The sequence below is a fragment of the Streptomyces sp. NPDC059695 genome (assembly GCF_042733785.1).
GTDB lineage: Bacteria > Actinomycetota > Actinomycetes > Streptomycetales > Streptomycetaceae > Streptomyces.
The window spans coordinates 530505-555527 of sequence record NZ_JBHWFF010000001.1 but is presented as its reverse complement, the minus strand read 5'-3'; the positions used below and the strand labels follow the sequence as shown (position 1 = coordinate 555527).

The following is a 25023-nucleotide window of genomic DNA, read 5'->3' as shown; positions in this document are numbered from 1 at the left end:
GGCCCCCCAAACCCGCGGGGCGTGCCGCTCGCGCGCCGGTGCGGGGGGGGGGGGGCCCGCCCCCGCCCCGCCCGCCACCGGGACGACCGTCACCGGGCCCGTCGTCACCCGCGCCGGACTCGACCCGGCCCTGGTCACCGGGCGCGGCGCCACCGTCGCCTTCGACGAGCAGGAGGCGGAGAACGCCCGCACGAACGGCACCGTCATCGGCCCGGACCGCACCCCGTACACCCTCCCCTCGGAGGCGTCCGGCCGGAAGGCGGTCCGGCTCGTCCCGGGGCAGTACGTGGAGTTCGTCCTGCCCCGCGCGGCCAACGCCCTGACCGTCCGCTACAGCATCCCGGACGCGACCGGAGGCGGCGGCATCACCGCGCCCCTGGACGTCGGCGTCGACGGACGGCACCACCGCACGATGACACTGACGTCCCAGTACTCCTGGCTCTACAACCAGTACCCGTTCACGAACGACCCCGGCGCCGAGCCGCTCCACCCGGACTGGTGGCTCACCGAGTGCTCCTGCGTCCCCGCCGCCACCACGCCCGCGCCCACCTTCGGCAAGCCCTTCCGGCCCACCCGCTTCTACGACGAGCAGCGCCTCCTCCTCGGCGCCACCCACCGGGCGGGCGACCGGATCCGCCTCACCGTCCCGGCCGGCAGTCCCGCCGCCTGGACGGTCATCGACCTCCTCGACACCGAACTCGTCGCCGCCCCGCACGTGGAGCGCGGCGGCGTCGACGTGCGCCTCTTCGGCGCCGACCCCACCGGCCACCGCGACGCCGCCCCCGCCATCGAACGCGCCATCGCCCTCGCCCGCCGCACCGACCGGCCCGTCTACCTGCCCCCGGGGACCTTCCGGGTCGACCGGCACATCGTCGTCGACGACGTCACGATCGTCGGCGCGGGCCATTGGCACACCGTCCTCAAGGGCCGCCAGGTGGCCCTGGCCGAGCCCGCCCCCGACGGCTCCCGGCACACCGGCGTCGGCCTCTACGGCCGGCCGGCCTCCGAGGGGGGCAGCCGGAACGTGCACCTGTCCGGCTTCGCGATCGAGGGAGACGTCCGCGAGCGGATCGACACCGACCAGGTCAACGCGATCGGCGGGGCCCTCGACGACTCCACGATCGACGGCCTCCACCTGCACCACACCAAGGTCGGCCTCTGGTTCGACGGCCCCCTGCGGAACCTGAAGGTCACGAACAACGTGATCACCGACCAGATCGCCGACGCCCTCAACCTCCACACCGGCGTCACCGACTCGCTCGTCCGGAACAACTTCGTCCGCAACACCGGCGACGACGGCATCGCCCTCTGGTCGGAGAAGACCGCGGACGCCCGCAACACCGTCGCCCGCAACACCGTCCAGTCACCCACGCTCGCCAACGGCATCGCCGTCTACGGGGGAGCGGACACCACCGTCGCCGGCAACCTCGTCGCCGATCCCGTACGCGAGGGCAGCGGGCTCCACGCGGGCGCCCGGTTCGGCGCCGAACCGTTCACCGGCGCCCTCCGCTTCACCGACAACACCACGGTCCGCGCGGGCACCCTCGACCTCAACTGGAAGATCGGCCTCGGCGCCCTCTGGCTCTACGCCCTGGACGGCTCGATCGACGCGGACGTCCGGGTCACCGGGGACCACTACCTCGACTCCACCCACAACGCGATCATGCTGGTCAGCGAGTACGGGGTGAAGGACCGGTACGGCATCCCGTCCGTCCACTTCAAGGACGTCCGCGTCGACGGCACCGGCAACTCCGTGGTCAGCGCCCGCACCGCCGGCTCCGCCACCTTCGAGAACGTCGACGCCCGGAACGTCGGCGCCGTCGGCGTCAACAACTGCGGATCGTTCCACTTCCCCGCCACCGGCTCGGAGTTCACCCTCACCGACCTCGGCGGGAACGACGGCGGCTGGCTCGCCCCCTGGCTGCTGCCGAACACCCTCACCTGCGACGACCGTCCGCCGGTCGTCGCACCCCCGGCACCCGCGCCCTGGTCCTGACGCCGGGGCGCGGGGCCCCACGGGGACGGCCCGCTGTGGTCACCAGCCGAAGCGGCGGTCGACCACCGCGGCGAACTCCTCCGGGCTCAGGACGCGGTCGCCGTTCTGGTCGGCCGCGTCGAAGAGCGCCGCGGAGTCGTCGACGTCCCCGACGCCCCAGAAGGGGATCACGCCCCGCGCCGCCAGGGTGGGCCCCTTCTCCCGCAGGGCACGGATGACCTCGGTACGGGTCAGTGTGCCGTCCTGGTCGAGGTCGAGCGCGTCGAAGAGGATGCGGGCCTTGTCACTCATGGCGTGTCCTGTCGGATGGGGCCGGGCGAGGCTGCGCCCGGCACGTCATGTGAAGGAGGACGCACCGGCCGCCCCGCGGGTTGCCTCGTCGTCCGGCCCGTCGAACACCTCGCGGTTCCGGACGATCTCGCCCTGGTGCTCCCGCACCCACCCCACGACGTGGGCGACGGTGCCGGTGAGCGAGCGGCCCAGCGGGGTGAGCGCGTACTCGACGCGCGGCGGCATCTCGGCGTACGCGGTCCGGGTGACCAGGCCGTCCCGGGCGAGCGCGCGCAGGGTCCGGCTCAGCATCCGCTGGGAGATCCCCTCGATCCGGTCGTGGAGCGCCTTGAAGCGCAGCGGTCCGTCGGCGAGCGCGGTGACGACCAGGACGGTCCACCGGTCCCCGACGCGGGCGAGCACGTCGCGCACGAGCGTGATCGTCGCCGCGCACTCCGGGGAGGGCCCGGCGGCCGGGGGACCGGACCGGGGCGGGGAGTCCAAGGTGCCGTTCCCTTCCTGTGCGTTGCTGACTTCGAAGTGCGTATCGGCGGGCTCTTGATCGAGGCCCGCGCACCCCGTTGCATACGGAGTGCAACCACGGGGCCAGCCCCGATACTCCCATCGCACGAGGTGAACATGTCCGTCCCCGGATCCCCCGCGTCGGCCCCGCCGGAGGCGCGGCACGAGACGTTCACGGTCGAGTCCCGGCAGGCCGCCTCCCCGGGCGCGGTGTTCGGGGCGTTCGCCGACGACGCGGTCCGGCGCCGGTGGTTCCGGATGCCGGGACGCCGCGCCGCGTACCGGCACGACTTCACCGTGGGCGGCGGCGAGGTCGCCTCCAGCGAGTTCCCCGTGCCGGACGCGGAGCCGGAGCGACTCGCCTACGCCTCCACGTACCTCGCCATCACGCCGGACGCCAGGATCGTCTTCGCGTACACCTCCACGGTGGACGACGTGCCGCGGTGGTCGTCGCTCGTGACCGTCGAGCTGCACCCGGAGGGCGACGGCACCCGGCTGCGGTGGACCGAGCAGGCGGTCTTCCTGACCCCTTCCGCCGAACCGGCCCACGACCTGCCGCATCTGCGCGGCGCCACCCGCCTGCGGCTGAACGGCCTCCCCGCGGCCCTGGCGGCGGCGGCGGGGGCACCTCCGGGCGCCGCTACGGGGTGAGCCAGCCGCGCAGGAGCCTGCTCACGGCCGGCATGGCCACGTACGTCATCAGGACGTTGAAGACGCAGGCGACGACGGCGCTGCTGAGCAGTACGGGAAGGGCGGTGAGGTGGGGGACGAGGAAGAGGGTGCCGAGCACCGAGATCGGGTAGATCGCGAGCGTCGCGCTGATCGCCATCTTCCAGCGGGGCGGCGCCGGTCGGGTCGAACCCGGCTTGGCGAACCAGGTCTCCATCCCGGTGAGCTTGCGCCGCGCGATCTCCGTGTGGTGGTGCCCCCGGCAGTCGGCGAACCAGGCGGCCCGCTCGGGGGACTCCTGCCAGGCGCGACAGGCCTCCGCGTTCCGGAAGCGGTGCACGAGGAACCAGGGGGCGTCGCCGCCGGAGGACCGGAAGAGCCCGTACCCGAGGTGGCCGGGGAAGGCGGCCGCGGTGTCGAGGATGCCCTTGGCCCACCGCTCGAAGGTGTCCTCGTGGCCGGGCTCCACCCGGCGGGCAATCAGCAGCGTCACCTCGCCGGTGTCGGCGGGGACGGTGGTGTGCTCAAGGCTGACCGCGGTCACTGATACTCCTCGTGATCACGTCGCGCCCGCGCCCACTGTACGCGGCTCGTGGCCGACCGGGGCCGCGCCGGCCCCCCGCCGGCCGCCCGGCGGGGTGTCAGGCGGCGCGGCAGAGCGCGGCGGGGTCGGCCGGGGACGGGGCGCGGGACACGGTCGCCGGCAGGGGGCGGGCGGCGCGGGCGACAGCGGTCCGCGAGCGGGTCCGTGCGAAGACGACGAGACGCAGCACCGCGAAGCGCGCGGCCCCGGTGAGCGCGGAGGCCGAGAGGTACACCACCTGCTCCAGGACCGCACCGGGCTCCGCCACCAGCAGGCGCAGCGCGAGCATCGCCAGACAGGTCACCGCGTACCCGGCCGCCGCGGATCCGGCCGACTGCGTGTGCTGGCGCCAGGTCGCGCGCCCGCCCGCGCCGAAGGTGAAGCGGGCGTGCAGCTCGGTGGCGAGGAGCGTCGAGACCACGGTGACCAGGGCGTTGGCGAGGGCCCAGGGGATCAGGCCGGCCAGTGCCGTGACGGCGAAGCTCGACGCGATGCCGACGCCCCCGCCGCAGAGCGCGAAGCGGGCGAAGGCGGTGAGGGCGCCGGGCGCCGCCCGGTCCGGTTTCCGCGCCGTGTCCATGATCTGTCCGCCCCCGTCGACGACTCGTGCCGTGAAGGGCGCCCCCGGCCGATGAAGCCATGCGTGCGCCGCTTGTGGTGCCATCATGGCGCATGAATGGCGCCACCGCGACCCCTTTGCGGTGTCACCCTTGCCGGCGGGCCGCGTCAGGGGTCCGCAAGGAGCGCGCCGCTCCTCGTCAAGGTCGCGTCAGGGGAGGCCGGACGGGCCCAGGACGGGGCATAGCTTCGGTGCCGCCCCCGGATCGCCTCCCCGCTTCCGGGGGCCGACCGCCTTCCCCGCACCGAGGAGCACCCCATGTGCCTGTTCCGCTACGACGACGATCCCGAGCCCGAGGAACGGGACCCGGCCGGACCCCTGTACGTCCCGGTCCGGCCGGGCGCACCCGCCGTGACGGTACGGCTGTTCCGCACCCCGCTGGGTGCCCGTACCGCCGTCGGCTTCACCGCCAGGGAACGGCTGACCGCCACCCTCGGAGCGGGACAACCGTGGGTCCGCCTGTCCGGGCCGGTCCTCCGCTCGCTGACCGAGCCGCTCGGAGTCGGGCTGCTGACGGTCGATCCGACCCTGACCGCGCCCCCGGTGACCGCGCCCCCGCCCGCCGCACGCCGGACCGGGCCGCCGGTGACGCGGCGGGCCGGGCTCGCCCCGCGCGCGGGCTGACCGGACCGGGCGGCGCCCGCACCCTCCGTCAGGGCGATTCGGCCCCGGGCCGCCGCGCGGCGCCGGATCGCCGCCCGGGGCTCGGGATATCAGTGGTCGCACACGGCGGTCGGCGTCGGCCGCCTCTGTCCGGAAGGCGGAAGACCGGTGACCGTCCCACCCATCCCCGAGGGATATCCGCGCGTCACGCCGTACCTCTGCGTCGACGGGGCCGCGGCCGCGATCGACTTCTACGTCGCCGTGCTCGGCGCGACCGAGCGCATGAGGATGCCCGCGCCCGACGGCACCATCGGCCATGCGGAACTGGAGCTCGGGAACTCCCTCGTCATGCTCGCGGACGAGTTCCCGGACATGAACTTCCGCTCCCCGAAGGCCGTGGGCGGCACGCCCGTCACCCTGCACGTGTACGTCGACGACGTCGACGCGGTCTTCGCCGACGCCCTCGCCCGGGGCGCCAAGGAGCTGTCACCGGTGAAGAACGAGTTCTACGGCGACCGCACCGGACAGTTCGAGGACCCGTTCGGCCACCGCTGGAACCTCTCCACGCACGTCGAGGACGTCACCCCCGAGGAGATGGAGCGGCGGGCCGCCGAGGCCATGGGGTCCGACTAGCCCGCCGCGCCGGCGCCGTCGGGGCGGGGCGGGCGGCGGAACCCGGTGGTCCCGTCGCGCGATCCGGACGGCAGGCTCTAACGCCCCGCCGGGGCGATGTTCTGGTTGTGGTGGAAGACGTTGTCCGGGTCGTACGCGCGCTTCACATCGGCCAGCCGGTCGTAGTGTCCGCGGTACGTGGCCCGGACCCGGTCCTGGGCCTCGTCCGCGCCCAGGAAGTTGACGTAGGCGCCGCCCATCGACTGCGGGTGCAGGGCCTGCCAGTAGTCCACGGCCCAGGTGCGGATCGCGTCCGCCTCGGACGGTTCGGGGCTGATGCCGCCGATCACGCCGGACCAGACCGCGTCCCGGTAGGCCCAGGCGGTGTCCGCGGGGCCCACCCGGTGGGCCGCGGCGTCGACGGGGTAGAGGTGCATCGTCGACAGGTCGGTCGGGAGGTTCTCCAGGAACCTGCCGTGCACGTCGATCGCGTCGTCCGTGATCCGGTCGAAGAAGTCCCCGCGCCAGTACCACTGGAGGCCCTTCGGGATCAGCTCGTCGAACAGCGACTGGAGGGCCGGGTAGGGGATCGGCGTCGCGAAGTGGAAGGCGGGCGGGGCGGGATCGGCGACGGAGGCGAACGTCCTCGCGAGGCCCTCCTCGTCCGTCGCGCCCGTGGAGCACCACACCACGCCGCACATCTTCCGGCCGTGGATCTCCTCCGGGAAGGGCGGTCCGGGCGCGACCGTCAGGACGGCGAAGAAGCCGTTCAGGTCCTCCGGGGCCGCCGGCAGGAACTCGCGGTACCAGCGCAGCACCGCCCCGATGTGCTCCGGCTCCCACAGGGTGACGCCCAGGCCGACGGTGTCCACCGGGTGCAGGGCGTACGTGAACGTGGTCGCCACGCCGAAGTTGCCGCCGCCGCCCCGCAACGCCCAGAAGAGATCGGGGTGTTCGTCCGCGGAGGCGGTGACGGCCGAGCCGTCCGCGAGCACCACGTCCGCCGCGAGGAGGTTGTCGACGGTGAGTCCGTACGCGCGGGTCAGGTGCCCGTGTCCGCCGCCGAGGGTCAGTCCGCCGACGCCGGTCGTCGACATGATCCCGGCGGGTGTCGCGAGCCCGAAGCCGTGCGCCTCGTGGTCCAGGTCCCCGAGCTGACTGCCGCCGCCGACGAGGGCCGTCCGCGCCTCGGGGTCCACCCGCACCCAGCGGACGCCGGACAGGTCGATCATCAGTGAGCCGTCGGCCAGGCACAGGCCGCCGCCGCTGTGCCCGCCGCCGCGGACCGTGAGGTCCATGCCGCTCTCGCGGGCGAACCGGACCGCGGTCCGGACGTCCGTGGTGTCGGCGCACCGCGCGATGACGGCCGGCCGACGGTCGATCATCGCGTTGTAGATCGTGCGGGCCTCGTCGTACCCGGGGTCCTCCGGGCCGATCACCTCGCCGTGCAGCGCTTCGCGCAGGGTCTCCACCGCCGTGCCGCCCATGACCACTCCTCCTGGGCACCCCTGCCTGCCGGCCGCGCTACCCCTTCAGTCTCCTCCCGCCCCACCGGCCCCGCGAGCCCATGACGCGCAACCTTCGGGTTGCTCCTCGTGGAGTGATGTGCAACTCTGGAGTTGCACGATTTCGCCGGCAACCGCCGGCGAGCTCACCCCACGCGGAGAGGATTCCCCCATGAGCGAGGACCGGATCGAACGCGAGATCCAGATCGACGCGCCCCTGGAGCGGGTGTGGACCCTGGTCGCCCAGCCCGGATTCTGGGTGGCCGAAGAAGCGAGCCTGGCCGGGACCGTGGCACGGGAGGGCGAGACCATGGTCGCGCGCAACCCGCAGTACGGAGACTTCCCCGTGCGGGTCGAGAAGGTCGCGCCGCCCACCTATCTCGCCTACCGCTGGGCCAGCGCCTTCCCCGGCGAGGACCTGACCGACGGCAACAGCACGCTCGTCGAGTTCACCCTCACCCCGGAGGGCCCCGGTACCCGCCTCAAGGTCGTCGAGAGCGGCTTCGCCGCGCTCGTCGGCCCGGAGGAGCTGCGGGCCAAGGCGGTGCGCGACAACTCGGTCGGCTGGCCGCAGGTGTTCGACGCCTTCAAGAAGCGCGCCGAGCAGTCGCCCGCGTGACGGAGGAACCCGTGAGCGACCCCGCCGACCGCGTCTTCGGGGCCCTCGCCGACCCGACCCGGCGCGCCCTGCTCGATCTGATCGCCGAGCAGGGCGAGGCCACCGCCACCTCCCTCGCGGCCCGGCTGCCCGTCTCGCGCCAGGCGATCGTCAAGCACCTCGCCGTGCTCGACACCGCGGGCCTGGTCACGGCGGCCCGGGTCGGCCGGGAGGTGCGGTACGCGGTCCGTCCGGCCGCTCTGGACGCGACGGCCCGCTGGATGTCGGCGCTCGCCTCCGACTGGGACCGCCGCCTGGCCGCCGTCAAGCGGATCGCCGAGGACGGCTGATCCGCCGCGTGCGCGGCCCGGCGGGGACGTCCCTCACCTGACCCGGAACGTGGCCATCATGCCCATGGCGGAGTGGTCGAGCATGTGGCAGTGGTACACGTAGTCGCCCCGGAAGCCGTCGAACGTCACGTGCAGCTTCACCGTCTCGCCCGGCATCACCCGGACCGTGTCCTTCAGACCCGCCTCGGCCGGGCCCGCGGGCCGTCCGCCGCGTTCCAGGACCCGGAACTGGACCAGGTGCAGATGGAAGTTGTGGGCGACGCGCTGGTTGGTGTTGGTGACGTTCCAGATCTCGGAGGACCCGAAGGCCACGGTCGTGTCGATGCGATCGGGGTCGTACAGCTGCCCGTTGATGAAGCCCCGGGGGTCCGGCCGCCCGTCCTCGTCCATGCTCAGCTCGATGCGGCGGGTGACCGCCGGGGCGGCCAGGGCGGAGGCGGGCGGCAGCGTGCGCAGCACCGGGGGCACACGGCTCGGGTCGTCGGCGGTGCGCACCACGTCGAAGCGGAGGACCTGGCCGACCTGCTCGGGCTTGCCGGGGCCGCTGTTCCTGAGGACCAGCCGGGTCCCGACGGGGTGGCGGGAGAAGTCGACGACCACGTCGGCCCGCTCACCGGGAGAGAGCGTGAGCACGGGCACCGCGACGGGGCGTTCGAGCAGTCCGCCGTCCGAGGCTATCTGCGTGAGCGGAGTGCCGTCGGACAGGCTCAGCGCGAAGATCCGCAGGTTGGAGCCGTTGAGCAGCCGGAAGCGGTACTTGCGGGCCGCGACCTCGAAGTACGGGGTGGGACTGCCGTTGGCGAGGAGGGTGGTGCGGTTCCGGTCGGACATCGTGTACGCCAGCTGCCCGTTCTCGTCGAAGCGGGCGTCGCGCAGCGTGATGGGCACGTCGTACTGCCCCTTGGGCAGCGGAAGGCCCTGTTCGAGGTCGTCGGTGAGCAGATAGGTGCCGGACAGGCCGCGGTAGACGTGCTCGGCCTCCATGTGGTGCGCGTGGTCGTGGAACCAGAGCGAGGCGTGCGGCTGCCGGTTGGTGTACGTGTAGGTCCGCGAGGTGCCCGGGGCGAAGACGTCCATCGGATTGCCGTCGGACGCGGGCGGGACCATCGCGCCGTGCAGGTGGACGGCGACGGGCATGTGGAGCCCGTTGCGGTGACGGACGAGGACCCGGCGCCCGGAGCGGGCGTGGATGACGGGGCCGGGGAAGTGCCCGTCGTAGGTCAGGACGTCGGTCGTGACGCCCGGGAGGATCTGGGCGGTGGCCTTGCGGATCGTCAGCTCGTAGCAGTCCACGTCGCCCGTCGAGGCGAGGGGGCGCAGGACGCGCGGGACGGGCATGGCCGTGGTGAACGCGGGAGGCACGGGCGCGCGGCGGGGGGGTGGCGGGGGGCCGGCCTGCCCCGCCAGGGCCGCCCCCCCCGCCGGGGTGCGCGGGGGGCCGGGGGGCGGGGGGGGGCGGGGGGGGGGGCGAATGGACGCCCCACCCACGGCGCGCGCGGGCGCGGGGGGGGGGGGGCGAGGGCGGGGGGGGCGCGGCCCCCGCGCGGCGGGGCCCCCCCCCCGGGCGGGCGGGCGGGGGGGGCGGCGCGGCAGGCCTGCGGCGGCGAGTGCCCCGCCGAGCACACTGCGACGGCTGATCATCGACTTCCTCCCGGGAGGTGGGCGGCAGGTGACGCCGGACGAGGGGCTTCCGGCGGGCCGGCCGACACCCTGTGATCCAGGTCTAGCCGAGAGCGGCGCGAACCGCACACGGCGACGGGGCCTCCGCGGGCCGCGGCACGTGGTCACGGGTCGGACCTCCGGCGCGGTTCCGGGTGCGGCGGCCCTCCGGTCCGGCGCCGCACCGGGTACTCCGTGCGGGGAGGCCCCACCGCCGGCAGGACGGCCCGTACCGCGTCCTCGGCCGATCGGGGGAGTGACGCCGCCATGGACCAGAAGGGGGGCGTCGAGTGGAACGGCCCCGCCCGCGGGGGCCGTCGGGGCCGTCCTCCGCCTCGGGCGGGACCCGCACGCCGGGCACGGGCCCGTCCGGGGAGGGGCTGACGGCCGGTCAGCCGGCCCGCACGAGACCGGTGGCCCGGCCGTCCCCGTCCCGTACGACCGTCAGGACCGTCTCCACGGCGGCACGGTCGATCGGCCCGAACACGTGCGGGAACAGGGTCTCCTCGGAGACCCCGGGCGGCGGGGTGGGCGCGGCCGCCTCCCACTCGGTCCTCGCCGTGAGCCGGCCCTCGTCGACCAGGAGCACCAGGAGCGGCCCGGCGGCGTCGGGGAAGAAGGCGTTGACGACGGCGAGCGTGGTCGCCTCGTCGGGGGAGCAGTGGACGAAACCGTCCTCCGCGAGGGAGGCCGGGACGTACGGCTCCTCCGGCCGGGCGGACCATGCGGCGGGCGTCACGACGTGGTAGATCATGTTCCGGTTATAGCAGGAGCTGTCGGCGCTCCCCCGGGGCCGGGCGCCCGGGTCACCAGGAGCGCCCCGCCTCGATCAGCAGGTCCCGCACGCGGATCACGTCGGGGTTGCCGGGGCGGCCCGGACGCTGGACGAGATAGGCGGTGTTGATCGGCGGGTCCTCCGGCTCGTGCAGGGCCACCAGGGCGCCCGAGGCCAGTTCGGCGGCGCAGAGATAGCGCGGCAGGACGCTGAACCCCGCCCCCGCGACGACCGCGGCGAGGACGCCGCGCAGATCGGGCACGGTCACGGCGGCGGGGCGGGACAGCCGCGCCCCGAACACGTGCCGCCAGTAGCGCCGCGCGATGGGCAGGTCCTCCGCGTACGCGACCAGGGGCACGGAGTGCAGCGCCGCCGGTCCCTCCCGGCCGAGCCGCTCCCCGACGCGGTCCGCCCACACGGGCGCGGCGACCAGGACGAACTCCTCGTCGGTGAGCGGTACGGCGGTGAGCGCCCGCCCGCGCGGCCGGAAGGTGGCGATCACCAGATCGTGCCGGCCCGCGCGCAGCTCGTCGAGGAGCGGCTCGGTCAGCCCCTGGCCGACCCGCAGCCGTACCCCCGCGGCGGTGAGGGGGGCGAGCGCGGGCAGGACCCGCGCGCAGAGCAGCTCGGCCGGGCCCGCCAGATGCACGGGAGCGGCCCGCTCGTGGGGTGCGGCCTCGTGCCCGGCCGCGGCGGCCAGCGCGTCGAGCGGACCGGCGACCCGCGCCGCCAGATCGTCCGCGACCGGCGTCGGCGCGACACCGCGCGGCAGCCGCTCGAACAGCTCACGGCCGGTCTGCCGCTCCAGCGCCCGGATCTGCGTGGTCACCGTCGGCTGCGACAGGCCGAGCAGTCCGGCCGCCGCGGTGAACGAACCGGAACGGTGGACGGCCAGGAAGGTCCGCAGCAGGTTCAGATCGGTCACCGGCCGCACGGGGCCACGCTCCACACCCTCGGATTCCTTGTGCCGCATGGGGCGAGCCTAGCGACAGGCCCAGGGGCGGGCGGCCTCTCCCCGGACGGCCCGGGGCCCGGGTCCGAGATCGCCCCGCCGCGACCGGTGCCGGCCGGGCTACTCGCTGGTACGGTCCCCTGACCTACCGGTGCTCCACGGGGAGCGGCCGGAGCCGGGGAGGGGTGGAACGATGACGCGGAGAACGGGCGAGGTGCGTCCAGGGGTGCTTCCCGCAGGACTCGCCGAGGAGATACGGGGGACCGCCGGCGACATCGCGGCGGTCCTGCGCGGCCCGGCCCCGGACGGCCGCCCGGCGGACACCGGCCGGCTTCCCGTGCCCCGCTCCACCTGGACGGTCGGCGAGGCCGCGGCGCACCTCGCGCAGGCGAACGCCCTCATGGCAGCCCTGGCCGCGGGCCACGACCGGCCGTACGGCGACGGCACTCCCGGCAGCCTGGCCGAGGCCAACGAGCGCGCCCTCGCCGGGTTCGGCGAGCGGGCGCCGGGACCGCTCGCGGAGATGATCACCGCCCAGGCCGACGGGTTCCTCGCCGCCGTCGAGGAACGCGACCCGGCCGAGCTCCTCTCCACGCCGCTCGGCCGCATGACCCCCGCCGTCCTCGGCTCGTACCTGCTGACCCACATGCTCGGGCACGGCTACGACCTCGCCGTCGCCCTGAACCGCCCCCACATGCTCGACGCCCGCCGGGTCGGGCTCACCCTGCCGTTCATGGTGGAGGCGATGCCCCGGGTCGCCGACCCGGCCGCCGTCGCGGGACTGACCGCGAGCTTCGCCGTACGCCTCCGGGGCGGGGGGCCGCGCTTCGGCGTCACCGTCACGGACGGCGCGGTCCGGACCGACCACGAGCCGCCCGCCCGCCCCGACTGCACGATCCTCACGGAGCCGGTCGCCTTCCTCCTCCTGGGCCTCGGACGGATCGACCCCTGGCCGGTGATCGCGCGGGGCAGGGCGCTCGGCTGGGGCCGCAAGCCCTGGCTCGCCCCCCGCTTCCCCCGCCTCTTCCGCGCGCCCTAGCGGGTGTCCCGTCGATCGGGCCGGGCTCCCGGAGGCGCCGTCCCCGCGCGTTCCCGCCGCCGCCGATGGATCCTGGAGGTATCGGAAGGGCCGCGCCTTGGTTCCGCGTGGCCCGGCGATGCGAGGAGGTGGACCATGACCCGCACGCTGGAGTGGAAGGTCGGCCTGGAACTGACCGAGGAGAGCGGCAGGACGAAGGCCGAGGCGCGGCTCAGCACCGGCACCTCGACCCTCACGGGCCACGGCTCCGCGCGGTGCAACCCGGCGGACGTGGACGTGCCGGCGATCGGCGACGAACTCGCCGCGAGCCGGGCGATGAAGGACCTGGCGGGCAAGCTCATGCGGGAGGCCAACCGGGAGATGGAGGCGGTCGGCGCGGGGACCGTGCCCCGGCGGACCGGCCCCGGATACGGCTGGCCGGAGGCGGTGTCCTGACGGAGCCGCCTCCCGCGCCGGGAGCCCGGCGGGCCGGCGACGCCCCGCCGGGCTCCCCGGGCGGGCGCGCGCCCGGACCGCCGCGCCGTCACGAGCGGCTCCTCGGTGATCCGTCCCGGACAGCGCCCCGGGGCCGGTCCCGGATCGCGGGGGACCGGCCCTAGACCGCGTCCTCGCCCTCCTCCGGCGTCATCCGGTCCACGACCTCCACGACCCCGTCCACCGTCTCGCACAGCCGGACCAGGATCGGTCCGAGGCCGGGGCGTTCGAGGGTGCCGCTCAGGGTCACCCGGCCCTCGTCGACGTCGATGTGCACGGCCGACGGCGACAGGCTCAGGATCCGGACGACGACGTCCTCGCGGATCTCCTCCTGGATCGAGCGGTCCCGCCGGAGGAACAGCTGGAGCAGGTCGCTGCGGCTGAGCACCCCGATGAGCCGGCCGTCGCCGTCGACGACCGGCAGCCGCTTCACCCGGTGCCGTTCCATCAGGCGGGCCGCCTCGACCGCCGTCCAGGAGGGCCGGGCCGTCACGGCCGGGCTCGACATCATGGCCTCCGCCGAGCTCGGCCCGTCCTTCGCCGTGTGCCTCCGCAGCAGGTCGGCCTCGGAGACGACGCCCACCGGCCGGTTCTCCTCGTCGACCACGGGGACCGCGGTGATGCCGTACTCGTCGAGGAGCCGCGCGATCTCCTTGAACGACGTCCCGCGCTGCACCGCGACCGCGGTGGGGGTCATCAGGTCCGCGACACTGCGGTGCCTCATCGTCCGATCCGTCCCTTCTGCGTTCCTGCGTCCATGATCCCGCACCGGGCGGGAGAGGAGACGCGGAGGGGTGCCCTCCAGGGTCTTGTGAGCTCGACCCGACCATGGTTACCTCCGGTAAGTCGTCGTCGTGCCACGGAAGAAGGACCCTCATGCCCTCTCCCCGAACGTCCCGGACCAGCCGCTTCCTCGGAGCCCTCGGCGCCGCCCTCGCGCTCGTCACCACGACGGGCGGCACCGGAGCCGCCGCGCCCGCCGGGCTCCAGGAGGTGATGTTCGTGGGCAACAACTGGGACGGCACCGCCGACGTCATCTCCTCCCGCGGCGACCTCCACCGGATCGGCCGCGTGAACGTGATCCCCGACAAGGAGGAGCGCCTCCGCGAGATCTACCTGAACCCCCTCAAGCTCGCCTTCTTCCTCGGCGTGCGCAGCGGACCGGGCGAGGGGCACGACCAGTTCGTCGACGACATGTACGCGACCCCCGACGGCTCCGCCATGGTCGTCTCGCGGCCCAGCTTCGCGGACGTCGTCTCCCTCGACCTGCGGACGGGACGCGTCAACTGGCGCTTCCCGGTGGCCGGACACCGCGCCGACCACATGGCGGTCTCGCCCGACGGCACCCGTGTCGCGGTCTCCGCCTCCACCGCGAACACCGTGCACTTCCTGGACATCGCCACGGGACGCCAGGTCGGCTCCTTCACGACCGGCGACAAGCCCCACGAGAACGTCTTCACCTCCGACGGCCTGCTCTGGAACATGTCCATCGGCGAGGTCACCACCGCCCTGGACGCCCCCTGGCTCGACTGGACCAAGGGCGACCGCAGGATCACCGTCGTCGACGCCCGCACCTTCGAGACCGTCCGTGTCGTCGACATGCGCTCCCGCCTCGACGCCTTCGGCCGCGGCGACCTCTCCGACGCCGTCCGCCCGCTCGTCTTCACCCCGGACGAGAAGAAGATCTACTTCCAGGTCTCCTTCTTCAACGGCTTCCTGGAGTACGACATCGAGTCGGACCGCATCACCCGCCTCAAGAACCTCCCCGGCAACCCGGCGACCGACCCCGACCGCACCACCTGGGTCAACGACTCGCGCCACCACGGTCTCTCGATCAGCCCGGACGGCTCCAAGCTGTGCGTCGCCGGGACGATGGACGACTACGCCACCGTGGTCGACCGCGACACCCTCCAGCAGGGCCCGCTCGTCCAGGCCTCCAAGCCGTACTGGGCGACGGTGAGCGGCGACGGCCGGTCCTGCGTCGTCTCCGAGAGCGGCGCCGACCGGGTCACCGCGATCGACTTCGCCACCGGGCGGCGGGTCGCCTCCGTCGACGTCGGCGACCACCCCCAGCGCGTACGGCTCGCCCGGGTCCCGGCCGACTGGACCGGCCCCACGGCCGGCTGACGCCCGGGACGTGACGCCCGGGACGTGACCCCCCGGGTCTTGACGCCCGGGATGTGGGACGCGGAAAGGGGCTGCCGGATCCGGACGCGGATCCGACAGCCCCTCTCCCGTGGTGCTCAGGACCTGTTGACGGCCACCTCGTAGAGCGAGTAGCCCCAGTCCGTGGCCCGCTTCACCCCGTGGACGCGCACGTAGCGGGCCGACTGCGAGTCGAACGTCGCCGTGTCGTAGCCGCCGTCACCGGAGTCCGTGGACCACACGTCCCGCCAGTTCGTGCCGTCCTCCGACAGCTCGATCCGGTACGCGCGCGCGTAGGCCCGCTCCCAGTCGAGCGTGACCCGGCCGACCCGGCGCACCGAGCCCAGGTCCACCTGGAGCCACTGGTCGTCCGACCACTCGCTGGCCCACCGGGTCCCCGTGTCGCCGTCGACGGTCAGCCCCGGCGAGAAGTTCACGAACGGGTTCCACCACTGGGTGGTGGAGGCCGACGCCGGCCGCCCCGCCGCCAGGTTCACACCCGGCTCGTGGTCCTCCGTCTTCTTCCACGTCGTCAGGTACGACTCCGCTCCGTGCGACAGCTCGTCGACGACGCTCTGGCCGCCGGGGGTGAGCCGGATCTGCTCGACCCAGTCCGGCACCAGACCGTTGTGCGCGGCGCCGTCCGTGTTCAGGTCCCAGGTGCGCTCACCGGTGACCTGGCGGTCGATGACCGAGCCGCCGTCGAAGCTGCGGAACGGGTACTTCACGGCGTTCGGAGCGTCGGGCCCGACCGGGCCCGGCCAGCCGCCGACGCCGTTCATGTCCGTGCCGTAGCCGAACCCGACGCCGTACTTCTTCCGCAGCTCCGCCTTCTGCGCGGCCTCACCCACGAAGCCCTGGGCGCCGTGCATGTACGAGGCGGCGAAACCGCCGAGACGGTAGAGCCGCTCGGTCCAGTCCAGGTCCATCCAGCTGTGGCTGGACAGGACGCCCGGGTACTCCTCGGCCTCCAGCATGTCGAGCGCGCGCCCGGCGGCCTTCACGCTCATGTGGTCGAGCTCCAGCATCATGCCGCGCTGGATCATGCCCTTGAGGGCGTGCTCCCCGAGCCGCGTGAGCCCGCGGGTGTTGCACTTGGCGTCGGAGGCGTACGACGGGACGCTCACCCCGGCCGGCAGCTTCTCGGCCATCGCGGCCGGCGCCGCGGCGAGCCCGATCGGGTTGTCGTGCTGCGGGCCCGCGCACTTCTCGGTGCTCCAGAACGTGCCCGTGGAGAGGAACTGGCCGATGTTGACGGCCACACCGGTCGTCCCGCTGTCGAAGCGGACGCCGCAGAGCGCGTTGTCGAACTTGTGGCACAGGAACATGCTGCGCACGCCCAGCGCGTACAGCTCGTCGAGGCCCTTGTCGATGTCCGCCTGGCTGCACTGGGCGACGTCGAGGATCTGCTTGCAGCCGAAGGGCTCCGAGGTCTCCACGCCGAGGACGACGGCGAGCTTGCCCTGCTGGATCACCGAGCGCGCCTGGTCGGCGCTGGTGACGATCCGGAACCAGCCCTTGCCGGGGCCGCCGTACATCCCGTCGACGTAGTCCTGCAGCTCGTACGTCTTGCGGGCCTCCAGGCGGATCGCGGTCATCTCGTCGCAGCTGCGGTCACGGGGCAGCAGCGAGCAGATGAGGCCGTTGGTCACCAGGTCGTTGACGAGGACCCGCTGGCCGCCGCGCCAGGCGCGCTCGACCCAGGCGTAGTAGTTCTGCTGGTGGCTGAGGGAGTTGTTGGCGGGCCAGTCCTTGAAGGTGGGCCAGCCGACCGGGTCGTGCTTCCCGTTGTCACCGCCCGTGAGGTGCTCGAAGAGCGCCCCCGAGCCGTCCGGGTAGTGCTCGGGACAGTCCTTGAGGGCGTCGGCGACACCCGCCTGCGAGAACGTCGAACCGCAGATCATCCGGCCGCCGAAGCCCTCGTTGGACATGAGGTGGTTGTGCGCGTCGACGAACCCGCGCACCTTGCCCTGCGCGTCCGTTCCCGTGAACGGCGCGCCCGTGACGTTGATCTGGGAGTCGGGGGCCGGACGGGACGTGGCCTCCCACCACGAACCGCCGGCGGCTGCGGGCACCGGCGCGGAGCCGAACAGCACCGCGGCCAGGGCCAGGAACAGCGCGAGGAGGGCGGATCTGCCGCCGCGTCCGCGCGAGAAGGGTCGAGTCATGGTGGGCGTGCCTCCGGGCGGTGGGGGTGTACCGGCGCCCCGAGGATCGCGTTACCGGAGGTACGAGTCAAGAGTCCGGGTCAAATGACCTGTTGAAGAATTCGGTACTCCCGCGCTGCTCAACCCTCGATCAGGGATACAAATTGATGAGCAGTCAGATCGAGGTGGTCGGCGGCCGCCTTCGGATCGCGCAGGACGAGGAACTGCAGGGTCAGCCCGTCGATCGCCGCCGCCAGATACCGCGCGAGCACCTCCACCGGCACGCGGGGCTCCCGGTCCCGCACCCCGACCTGTTCGAGCAGCGCGGTCGCCGACGCCACGTACTGCTCGTACTGGGCGCGCGCCAGATGCTCGAACCCCGGCTCCCGCAGGGCGTACTGCGTGAGGTCGTACGTCAGCATGTGCTCGCCCGGGTGGGCCGTGACATGGTCCCAGTACGTCTGCAGAGCGCCCCGGACCGTCTCGCGCAGCGTCGCCCCCTGCGCGACCGCGTTCCTCACGCGGTCCACGTAGTTGCCGGTGATCGACTCGATCGCGGCTTCGAGCAGCGCCTGCTTGGAGTCGAAGCAGTAGTGGAAGACGCTGAGCGAGACACCGGCCTCGGCGCAGATCGACCGGGTGGTGGTCCGGGCGACCCCGTCCCTGGTCATCGCCCTGATCGCCGCCTCGACCAGCTGCCTGCGTCGTTCGGCCGACGGCATCCGCGCCATGGTTCCTCCTCGCGTCCGGCGCACAGGGTAACCGCAGCCTCTGTGCACCGGGCGGGCCGTGATCCTCCCGCGCGCCGGGCTGGGAGCCGCCCGGCGCGCGGGAAGGCGCCACCGCCCCAGGAGCCGTCAGGCCGCCGCCGACTCCCGCGTCGCCGCCGCCAGGTCCGCCCGCAGGGCGGCGAAGGACGGGTCGCCGCGCAGCGACGCGACGTCCGTGGCCGGGTCGCGGGGGAGGGGCACCGGCACCTCGGCGACCACCCGGCCGGGGCCGGCCGCCATCACCAGGACCCGGGAGCCGAGCAGGACGGCCTCCTCGGCCGAGTGCGTGACGAAGAGGACCGTCGTTCCGGTCGTCGCCGCCAGCGCGCGCACCTCCTCCTGGAGGCGTTCCCGGGTCAGCGCGTCGAGCGCCGCGAACGGTTCGTCCATCAGCAGGATCGGGGGCTCCGCCGCCAGCGCCCGCGCGATCGCGACCCGCTGCTGCTGCCCGCCCGAGAGCTCCCAGGTCCGCCGGCCCGCCATGCCCGGGAGGCCGACCAGGGACAGCAGCTCCTCGATCCGGGCGCCCCGTCCCGCGCGGGCCACACCGTGCCTGGCCAGGGCGAAGGCGAGGTTCCCGCCCACCGTGCGCCACGGGAAGAGCCGCGGCTGCTGGAAGACCACACCGACCTTCCGGCGCACCGCCACGGTCCCCGTCGCGGGCCCCTCGAATCCGGCCACCAGCCGGAGCAGCGTCGTCTTGCCGCACCCCGAGGGGCCCACGAGCACCACGAACTCGCCGGGCTCCACCGAGAGGGACACCCCGGAGACCGCGACGACGGGCGCCCTGGCGGAGCCGTACCGGACCCCGACGTCCGCGAGCTCGATGTCGGCGACGCGCGCCCCGGGCCCGGCGGGTGACACGGGCTCGGCGCGCGCCCCGGGCCCGGCGTGAGGTGTGGGCTCAGCGCGCGACACGGGCGAGCTCCTTCACCGCGAGGGACTTCGCGAAGTCCGCCTGGTCGGGGACGGCGTCGATCGCCTTCTGCCCCTTGAGGAAGACGGCGGCGTCGTGGAGGTTCGAGGCGAGCGCGCCCGGTGCCTCCGGGGTGCCGAGGTACGCGGCGCCCTGCTGCTCCTTCGCGGTGAGCAGGACCAGCTCGGCGAGCTGCGCGCGGGCCTCGTCGGGCGTCAGGTTCAGCTCGGCGCCGATGGCGCCGGCCGCCTTCGCGGGGTCGCTCTTGGCCAGCTTCACGGCCTGGTCCTCGGCCTTCAGCCAGGCGTCGACGATCTCCGGGTGCTTCGCGGCGAACGCGTCGGTGACCACCCCCAGGTCGGCGGTCGGCCTGCCCCGCTCGGCGATCGCACGGCTGGTGACGAGCACCTTGCCGTCCTTCTTCAGCTCGGTCAGGCTCGGCGTCCACACGTACGCGGCGTCGATGTCGCCCCGCTGCCAGGCCGCGAGCGCGTCCTGCGGCTGGAGGTCGACGAGCGTCACGTCCGTGGCCTTCAGACCGGCCGACTCCAGCGCCACGAGCAGGGAGTAGTGGGAGGTGGACCCGAAGGGCGTGGCGATCTTGCGGCCCTTGAGGGCGGCGACGGAGCCGATGTCCTTCTTCGCGACGAGCGCCTCGTTGTCACCGATGAGGTCGTGGATCCACAGCACCTTGTACGGGATGTCCAGCGGCGCCGACAGGCCCTTGGTGACCGGGCTCGAACCGAGGAGCCCGAGGTCCACGGCCCCCGCGATGACGGCGGTGTTGACGTCGCCGCCCGAGTCGAACTTCACCCAGGACACGTCGGCGTCCGGCAGGGCCTTCTCCAGGAGCTTCTGGTTCTTCACCACCAGATCGGCGTTGGGGATCGCCTGGTAGGCGATGCGGACCCGGACCTTGCCGCCCTCGTCCCCGCCGGAGTCGCCGCCCGTGCCGCAGGCGGTGGTGGACAGGGCGAGCAGCAGGGCGGTGGCGGAGGCGGCGAGGACGGCGCCGCGACGGGACGAGGGCATGACGGTTCCTTCGGGGGAGAACGGAAGGGGGAACGGAAGGGGGTTCGGGGGGAAGCGTGCGGCGGAGCCGGACGGGTCAGACGCGTCCGCGCCACGGGACGGCGGCTCGCTCCAGACCCTTGAACAGCGCGTCGAGGACGATCCCGGAGAGGCCGATCGCGATGATCCCGGCGATGACGACGTCGGTCTGGTTGTAGCGCTGGGCGTCCCGGATCATGCCGCCGATGCCGGGGACGCCGTTGATGGTCTCGGCGGCGACGACCGAGGTGTACGCGATGCCGACGGCGATCCGCACGCCCGTGAGGATCTCCGGCAGCGCGGCGGGCAGCCGGATGGAGAGCAGCAGCGCCGCCGGGCCCGCGCCGAGGGCCCGCCCCGCCTCCACCAGGTCGGCGGGGACGCCCCGCACGGCGGCCGCCGTGGCGGCGGCGATCGGCGGGAGGGCGGCGATCAGCAGCAGCCAGATCTTCGGGGACTCGTCGATGCCGAACCAGATGACCAGCAGGGAGAGGTACGCCAGCGGGGGCAGCGTGCGCAGGAACGTGACGGCCGGCTCCAGGACCACGGCGAGCGGCTTCACCACGCCGATCAGCAGCCCCAGGGGGATGCCGACGAGGGCGGCGTAGCCCGTGCCGACGGCGATCCGGCGCAGGGAGACCGCCAGATGCTCGACGAGCAGATGGTCGCTGATGCCCCGCACCCCGTCGTGGACGGTCGACGCCCGGACGAAGGCCTCCCACACGTCGCCCGGGGAGGGGACGAGGACCCGGGGCCAGACGCCGGCGGCGACCACCGCCTGCCAGGCGCCGAGGAGCACCACGAGGGCGAGGAGCCGCAGCGCGGTCCAGCGCAGCGCGGCCACCCCGGCCCAGGGGCGACGGGCCGGGCGGGTGGAGGCGGGAGCGCCCGGGCCGGTCTTCCCGGCCGCGTGACCTGACCGTCCGTCCGGCGGGTCTCCGGCGGGGTGCGAGGTCTGTCCGCCCGGCGGGTCTCCGACGGGGTGCGAGGTCTGTCCGCCCGTGGTGTCGGCGACGGTCACGCCGCCACCTCCCCGGCGGTCGCCCCGGTGAGCGCCCCGGTGAGCGCCCGCAGCCGGGGCGCCACCTCCTCGCCGACGCGGTAGGCCTCTTCGAGGTGCGGGTAGCCGGAGAGGACGAACTCGTCGATGCCGGCCCGCCCGTACTCGAAGAGCCGCTGGGCGACCTCGTCGTGCGAGCCGACGAGGGCGGTTCCGGCGCCCTCGCGGACGAGGCCGATGCCGGCCCACAGGTTGGGCGCGACGGTCAGGCTCTCGGCGGAGCCGCCGTGCAGCGCGGTCATCCGGGCCTGCCCGGTGGAGTCCATCCGGGCGAAGCGTTCCTGCGAGGCGCGGACCGCCTCGGGGTCGAAGCCGGCGAGGATGCGGTCGGCCTCCTGCCAGGCCTCGGCCGAGGTGTCCCGGGCGATGACGTGGAGGCGGATGCCGAAGCGCAGGGAGCGCCCCGCCCGCGCTGCCCCGGCCCGTACCCGTGCGACGCGCTCGGCGACGGCGGCCGGGGGCTCGCCCCACAGCAGCTGCACCTCGGCGTGGTGCGCCGCGACCTCCTCGGCCTCGGCGGAGGCGCCGCCGAAGTAGAGGGGGACGGGGGTGCCGACGGAGGGCGCCGCGAGGCGGGCGTCCTCCACCCGCACGTGGCGGCCGTGCAGGGTGACGGCCGATCCGTCGAGCAACTCGCGGACGACCCGCATGAGTTCCCCGGTCCTGACGTAGCGTTCGTCCTTCGGGAGATGGTCGCCGTAGGCCCTCTGCTCGACCGGGTCGCCGCCCGTCACCACGTTGAGGGCGATGCGGTCGCCGAAGAGGCGCCGGAAGGTGTCCGCCTGCTGGGCGATGAGCGTGGGCTGGGCGAGCCCGGCGCGGAACGCGACGAGGAACCCGATCCGCTCCGTCACCGCGGCGACGGCGGAGGTCAGCACCCACGGATCCACGCACCCGAGGCCCACCGGCGTCAGCAGCCGTGCGAATCCGGCCTGTTCGGCCGCGCGGGCCACCTGGGCCAGATATCCCAGGTCGGCGCCCCGGCGGGTCGCGGCGGCCGAGCGGCCCTGGACGGCGGTGACCCCGCCGGGGTCGCGGCCGTCGCCGCCGGTGGGCAGGAACCAGTGGAGGACGGGTTCGGGGGAAGAGGGCATGCGGACGTACCTCGGGGAGGAGCGGGGCCCGGACGGGAGCGCGTGGCATCCCGTCGGGCGCGGGGAGCGTGAGAGGAGGCCCGGGAGTACGGGCCGGAAGGGATGTCACGGGCGGCGCGCACGGCCGGCGTCGGAGGACGGCCGGCGGTACGAGGAGGTGCGGGGAGCCGAAGGGGGCTCAGTGACCGTTCGCGTGACGGCACGCCGTGCGGCAACAGACCGCGTGACGACAGGACTCGGACCGACACAGCATCCCCGCGACACGCAGAAGATCCACGTGGCGGCGGGAGACGAGGGCGGGAGTCATGCGGGCATCCTGGTCCCGGCGGCGCCCGGCTCACAAGTCACGTCCGCGATACGGACGGTGTCGTCTCGATCACCGGGACGGCGTCCGGCCCGGCGCGTGTCTCCGCGCCCCGGCCCCGGCGGTCGTGCCCGCGCTCCTCCAGGTGGCGCGCCGGTTCCGGCGGGCCGGGCGCGGCGGGTGGGGCCGCTCCCGCACCGACGGGGCGGTCAGGTCCCTTCCGGGGTCTCCAGCACCTCGCGCAGCGCCGCCACCGCGTGGGCGCGGTGCTCGTCGAGGTGGCGGACGGTGGAGTCCTCGTCGCGCCGCCGGAGTGCGGCGATCACGGCCCGGTGCTCCCGCACGGCCTGCGCCCGGTGCGGGGAGTCGGTGTAGTAGAGCGAGCGGTACGCGTCGGTGGAGTCCCACAGGGTCGTGACGAGGCGGACCAGGCGCGGCATCCCCGAGGCCTCGATCAGGGTGAAGTGGAAGCGCCGGTTCGCCGCGGCCATCGCGGCCACGTCCCCGGCGTCGGCGGCCCGTTCCACCTCGTCCTGGATCTCTTCCAGCGTCCCGATCGCTCCCTCCGGCAGCCGTCGTACGGCCGTGCGGACCGCCTCGGTCTCCAGGAGCTCCCGGATCCGGTAGATCTCCTCCAGGTCGTCGAGCGAGAGCTCCGCGACGAAGTAGCCCCGGTGGACGTGGTGGACGACGAGGCCCTCGGCCTCCAGGGCCTTCAGGGCCTCCCGGAGCGGCACCCTGCTCACCTCGAACCGGGCCGCCAGGGCCTCCTGACGGATCGCCCCGCCGGGCCTGAGCTCCCCGCTGGTGATGGCGCGCCGCAGTTCCTCCAGGACGAACTGCTGGGCGGTCTGCGGCCGCCGCTTCTGCACCGCGCTGCTCATCGCCTGTGACCTTCCGTTCCCTCACGTCGCCGGTGGCGGACCCCGCCGCCGGTGCCGACCATCTTCCTACGCGCCGCCGTTCTCCGCGGACGCCCTGTGGACCGGTCGTCCCAGCTCGGACCGCACGCCGTCGGTGTGCTCGCCGAGGCGCGGGGGAGCCGTGCGATAGGAGGGCGGGGTGGCGCCGAGCCGGATCGGGTGGGCGACCTGACCGGGGCCGGCCGCGGACTCCGGGACGCGCGGGTCGAGCCCGAGCCGGTCGGCGAGGGCGAAGGCGGCCGCCAGGTCGTTGATGGGCCCGCAGGGCACGCCGGCCGCGGTGAGCTCCTCGAACCAGGCGTCGGCGGTACGGCCGCCGAGCGGGCCGGCGAGGGCCTCGACCAGCTCGTCCCGGTGGGCGACCCGGGCCGTGTTCGTCGCGAAGCGGGGGTCCCCGGCGAGCTCCGGTCGCCCGAGCCGCTCGCACAGGGTCCGGAACTGCCGGTCGTTGCCGACGGCGAGGACGAGCGGCCGGTCGTGCGCCTCGAACACCTCGTACGGCGCGATGCTCGGGTGCCGGTTGCCCATCGCGCGCGGCACGACCCCGGCCCCGAGGTGGGCGGCGGCCTGGTTGGTGAGCGCGGAGAGGAGCGAGGCGAGGAGGGAGACCTCGACCCGCTGGCCCTCGCCGGTGCGCTCCCGGTGCCGCAGCGCGGCGAGGATGCCGAGGCCCGCGTGGAGGCCGGTGATGACGTCGACCAGGGCGACGCCCGCCTTGGTGCCCTGCCCGTCCGGTTCGCCCGTCACGCTCATGAGGCCGCCCATGGCCTGGACGAGGAGGTCGTAGCCCGGCAGCCGGGCGCCCGCGGCGGTGCCGAATCCGGTCACGGAGCAGTAGACGAGGCCGGGATTGTCCGCCCGGACGTCCTCGTATCCCAGGCCGAGCTTCTCCATCGTGCCCGGGCGGAAGTTCTCGACGAGGACGTCCGCGCGGTCCACGATCGCACGGGCCGTCGCGAGGTCGTCGGGGTCCGTGAGGTCGAGGGACACGGAGCGTTTGTTCCGGTTCACGCCGAGGAAGTACGTGGCCTCGCCCGCGGCGAAGGGCGGGCCCCACGCGCGCGTGTCGTCCCCGGAGCCCGGGCGCTCGATCTTGATCACGTCCGCGCCCAGGTCGGCGAGGAGCATCGTCATGTACGGCCCGGCCAGCACCCGGCCGAAGTCGGCGACGACGATTCCCGACAGGGCGCCGTCGTCCGCCGGAGGCGTCCCCGGCGGGCCCGGCTGATCTGCGTGCATGCGGCGTTCCTCGCTCCCGCTGGGGATACCGGAGAGTGGCGACCGGATCCGGGGAGTGGCGACCGGATCCCGGCGTCCGGTGATTGGATCCCATCGGACCGTACGGCTCGGGTGTCGGGAATTCAATACTGGATCCAATATCCGATCTC

The 25023-nt window shown here is 74.1% G+C and carries 27 protein-coding genes; 9 read left to right on the top strand and 18 right to left on the bottom strand.

What is annotated here, in order from left to right; genetic code table 11:
* Positions 1 to 1996 (top strand): glycosyl hydrolase family 28-related protein (locus ACFV2S_RS02435; RefSeq protein WP_385553473.1); only part of this gene is annotated, 1996 nt, incomplete at its 5' end.
* A gap of 39 nt (positions 1997 to 2035) precedes the next feature.
* Here ACFV2S_RS02435 and ACFV2S_RS02430 read toward each other — a convergent pair.
* Together ACFV2S_RS02430 and ACFV2S_RS02425 are read right to left on the bottom strand one after the other, a co-directional pair.
* On the bottom strand, positions 2036 to 2287 hold the full coding sequence (locus tag ACFV2S_RS02430) for an EF-hand domain-containing protein (RefSeq protein ID WP_329852811.1): 252 nt from the start codon (positions 2285 to 2287) through the stop codon (positions 2036 to 2038).
* A 45-nt stretch (positions 2288 to 2332) separates the two neighbouring features.
* Positions 2333 to 2770, bottom strand: a complete 438-nt coding sequence (locus ACFV2S_RS02425) for a winged helix-turn-helix transcriptional regulator (protein WP_383801883.1) — start codon at positions 2768 to 2770, stop codon at positions 2333 to 2335.
* A gap of 135 nt (positions 2771 to 2905) precedes the next feature.
* Here ACFV2S_RS02425 and ACFV2S_RS02420 point away from each other — a divergent pair, with 135 nt between their 5' ends.
* The gene (locus tag ACFV2S_RS02420; protein WP_385553470.1) at positions 2906 to 3439 is read left to right on the top strand and encodes an SRPBCC domain-containing protein; all 534 of its coding nucleotides are present in this window, start codon (positions 2906 to 2908) and stop codon (positions 3437 to 3439) included.
* Here ACFV2S_RS02420 and ACFV2S_RS02415 read toward each other — a convergent pair.
* A complete protein-coding gene (locus ACFV2S_RS02415; protein ID WP_385553468.1) occupies positions 3429 to 4001 on the bottom strand; it encodes an antibiotic biosynthesis monooxygenase in 573 nt (190 codons plus the stop codon). The two genes, ACFV2S_RS02420 and ACFV2S_RS02415, sit on opposite strands and share 11 nt — an antisense overlap.
* Positions 4002 to 4098: 97 nt before the next feature.
* Complete coding sequence (locus ACFV2S_RS02410; RefSeq protein ID WP_385553466.1) at positions 4099 to 4620, bottom strand: hypothetical protein; 522 nt, start codon at positions 4618 to 4620, stop codon at positions 4099 to 4101.
* Positions 4621 to 4917: 297 nt separating this feature from the next.
* On the opposite strand from ACFV2S_RS02410, the gene ACFV2S_RS02405 reads away from it, so the two are divergent.
* Positions 4918 to 5283, top strand: coding sequence for an SAV_915 family protein (locus ACFV2S_RS02405; RefSeq protein WP_385553464.1), 366 nt, complete (start codon positions 4918 to 4920; stop codon positions 5281 to 5283).
* A gap of 147 nt (positions 5284 to 5430) precedes the next feature.
* Complete coding sequence (locus tag ACFV2S_RS02400) at positions 5431 to 5895, top strand: VOC family protein (protein ID WP_385553462.1); 465 nt, start codon at positions 5431 to 5433, stop codon at positions 5893 to 5895.
* A gap of 77 nt (positions 5896 to 5972) precedes the next feature.
* On the opposite strand, the gene ACFV2S_RS02395 is transcribed toward ACFV2S_RS02400, so the two are convergent.
* Complete coding sequence (locus ACFV2S_RS02395; protein WP_385553460.1) at positions 5973 to 7361, bottom strand: FAD-binding oxidoreductase; 1389 nt, start codon at positions 7359 to 7361, stop codon at positions 5973 to 5975.
* 190 nt (positions 7362 to 7551) lie between these two features.
* On the opposite strand from ACFV2S_RS02395, the gene ACFV2S_RS02390 reads away from it, so the two are divergent.
* Together ACFV2S_RS02390 and ACFV2S_RS02385 are read left to right on the top strand one after the other, a co-directional pair.
* Positions 7552 to 7998 carry an SRPBCC domain-containing protein gene (locus ACFV2S_RS02390; RefSeq protein WP_385553458.1) on the top strand — a complete coding sequence of 149 codons (447 nt, stop codon included), beginning with the start codon at positions 7552 to 7554 and terminating at the stop codon, positions 7996 to 7998.
* Between the two features lie 11 nt (positions 7999 to 8009).
* Positions 8010 to 8327, top strand: coding sequence for an ArsR/SmtB family transcription factor (locus ACFV2S_RS02385; protein ID WP_385553456.1), 318 nt, complete (start codon positions 8010 to 8012; stop codon positions 8325 to 8327).
* Between the two features lie 33 nt (positions 8328 to 8360).
* Here ACFV2S_RS02385 and ACFV2S_RS02380 read toward each other — a convergent pair whose 3' ends face one another.
* From ACFV2S_RS02380 to ACFV2S_RS02370, 3 genes are all read right to left on the bottom strand, one after another.
* Positions 8361 to 9665 carry a multicopper oxidase family protein gene (locus ACFV2S_RS02380; protein ID WP_385553454.1) on the bottom strand — a complete coding sequence of 435 codons (1305 nt, stop codon included), beginning with the start codon at positions 9663 to 9665 and terminating at the stop codon, positions 8361 to 8363.
* A 712-nt stretch (positions 9666 to 10377) separates the two neighbouring features.
* The gene (locus ACFV2S_RS02375) at positions 10378 to 10740 is read right to left on the bottom strand and encodes a DUF952 domain-containing protein (protein ID WP_385553452.1); all 363 of its coding nucleotides are present in this window, start codon (positions 10738 to 10740) and stop codon (positions 10378 to 10380) included.
* Between the two features lie 52 nt (positions 10741 to 10792).
* The gene (locus ACFV2S_RS02370; protein ID WP_385553450.1) at positions 10793 to 11734 is read right to left on the bottom strand and encodes a LysR family transcriptional regulator; all 942 of its coding nucleotides are present in this window, start codon (positions 11732 to 11734) and stop codon (positions 10793 to 10795) included.
* Between the two features lie 172 nt (positions 11735 to 11906).
* Between ACFV2S_RS02370 and ACFV2S_RS02365 the strand changes: the two genes are divergently transcribed.
* Both ACFV2S_RS02365 and ACFV2S_RS02360 read left to right on the top strand, forming a co-directional pair.
* The gene (locus tag ACFV2S_RS02365) at positions 11907 to 12752 is read left to right on the top strand and encodes a maleylpyruvate isomerase family mycothiol-dependent enzyme (protein ID WP_385553448.1); all 846 of its coding nucleotides are present in this window, start codon (positions 11907 to 11909) and stop codon (positions 12750 to 12752) included.
* Positions 12753 to 12887: 135 nt separating this feature from the next.
* On the top strand, positions 12888 to 13187 hold the full coding sequence (locus ACFV2S_RS02360; RefSeq protein WP_383800922.1) for a DUF1876 domain-containing protein: 300 nt from the start codon (positions 12888 to 12890) through the stop codon (positions 13185 to 13187).
* A gap of 160 nt (positions 13188 to 13347) precedes the next feature.
* Here ACFV2S_RS02360 and ACFV2S_RS02355 read toward each other — a convergent pair whose 3' ends face one another.
* A complete protein-coding gene (locus tag ACFV2S_RS02355; protein WP_385553445.1) occupies positions 13348 to 13950 on the bottom strand; it encodes a CBS domain-containing protein in 603 nt (200 codons plus the stop codon).
* A 152-nt stretch (positions 13951 to 14102) separates the two neighbouring features.
* Here ACFV2S_RS02355 and ACFV2S_RS02350 point away from each other — a divergent pair, with 152 nt between their 5' ends.
* Positions 14103 to 15353, top strand: a complete 1251-nt coding sequence (locus tag ACFV2S_RS02350; protein WP_385553443.1) for a YncE family protein — start codon at positions 14103 to 14105, stop codon at positions 15351 to 15353.
* A 116-nt stretch (positions 15354 to 15469) separates the two neighbouring features.
* On the opposite strand, the gene ACFV2S_RS02345 is transcribed toward ACFV2S_RS02350, so the two are convergent.
* From ACFV2S_RS02345 to ACFV2S_RS02305, 9 genes are all read right to left on the bottom strand, one after another.
* Entirely contained in the window at positions 15470 to 17539 is a 2070-nt protein-coding gene (locus tag ACFV2S_RS02345; RefSeq protein ID WP_385553441.1) for a discoidin domain-containing protein, read from the bottom strand.
* 119 nt (positions 17540 to 17658) lie between these two features.
* Positions 17659 to 18249, bottom strand: coding sequence for a TetR/AcrR family transcriptional regulator (locus ACFV2S_RS02340; RefSeq protein ID WP_385553439.1), 591 nt, complete (start codon positions 18247 to 18249; stop codon positions 17659 to 17661).
* Between the two features lie 126 nt (positions 18250 to 18375).
* The gene (locus tag ACFV2S_RS02335) at positions 18376 to 19206 is read right to left on the bottom strand and encodes an ABC transporter ATP-binding protein (protein WP_385553438.1); all 831 of its coding nucleotides are present in this window, start codon (positions 19204 to 19206) and stop codon (positions 18376 to 18378) included.
* Positions 19193 to 20236, bottom strand: a complete 1044-nt coding sequence (locus ACFV2S_RS02330; protein WP_385553437.1) for a glycine betaine ABC transporter substrate-binding protein — start codon at positions 20234 to 20236, stop codon at positions 19193 to 19195. Before ACFV2S_RS02330 ends, ACFV2S_RS02335 begins: the two co-directional genes overlap by 14 nt.
* Positions 20237 to 20312: 76 nt before the next feature.
* Positions 20313 to 21098, bottom strand: a complete 786-nt coding sequence (locus tag ACFV2S_RS02325) for an ABC transporter permease (protein ID WP_383796775.1) — start codon at positions 21096 to 21098, stop codon at positions 20313 to 20315.
* A 173-nt stretch (positions 21099 to 21271) separates the two neighbouring features.
* The gene (locus ACFV2S_RS02320; RefSeq protein WP_385553436.1) at positions 21272 to 22408 is read right to left on the bottom strand and encodes an LLM class flavin-dependent oxidoreductase; all 1137 of its coding nucleotides are present in this window, start codon (positions 22406 to 22408) and stop codon (positions 21272 to 21274) included.
* A gap of 178 nt (positions 22409 to 22586) precedes the next feature.
* Entirely contained in the window at positions 22587 to 22715 is a 129-nt protein-coding gene (locus ACFV2S_RS02315) for a putative leader peptide (protein WP_385553435.1), read from the bottom strand.
* A 206-nt stretch (positions 22716 to 22921) separates the two neighbouring features.
* On the bottom strand, positions 22922 to 23596 hold the full coding sequence (locus ACFV2S_RS02310; RefSeq protein WP_385553434.1) for a GntR family transcriptional regulator: 675 nt from the start codon (positions 23594 to 23596) through the stop codon (positions 22922 to 22924).
* A gap of 66 nt (positions 23597 to 23662) precedes the next feature.
* A complete protein-coding gene (locus ACFV2S_RS02305; protein ID WP_385553433.1) occupies positions 23663 to 24874 on the bottom strand; it encodes a CaiB/BaiF CoA transferase family protein in 1212 nt (403 codons plus the stop codon).
* Between the last annotated feature and the right edge of the window lie 149 nt (positions 24875 to 25023).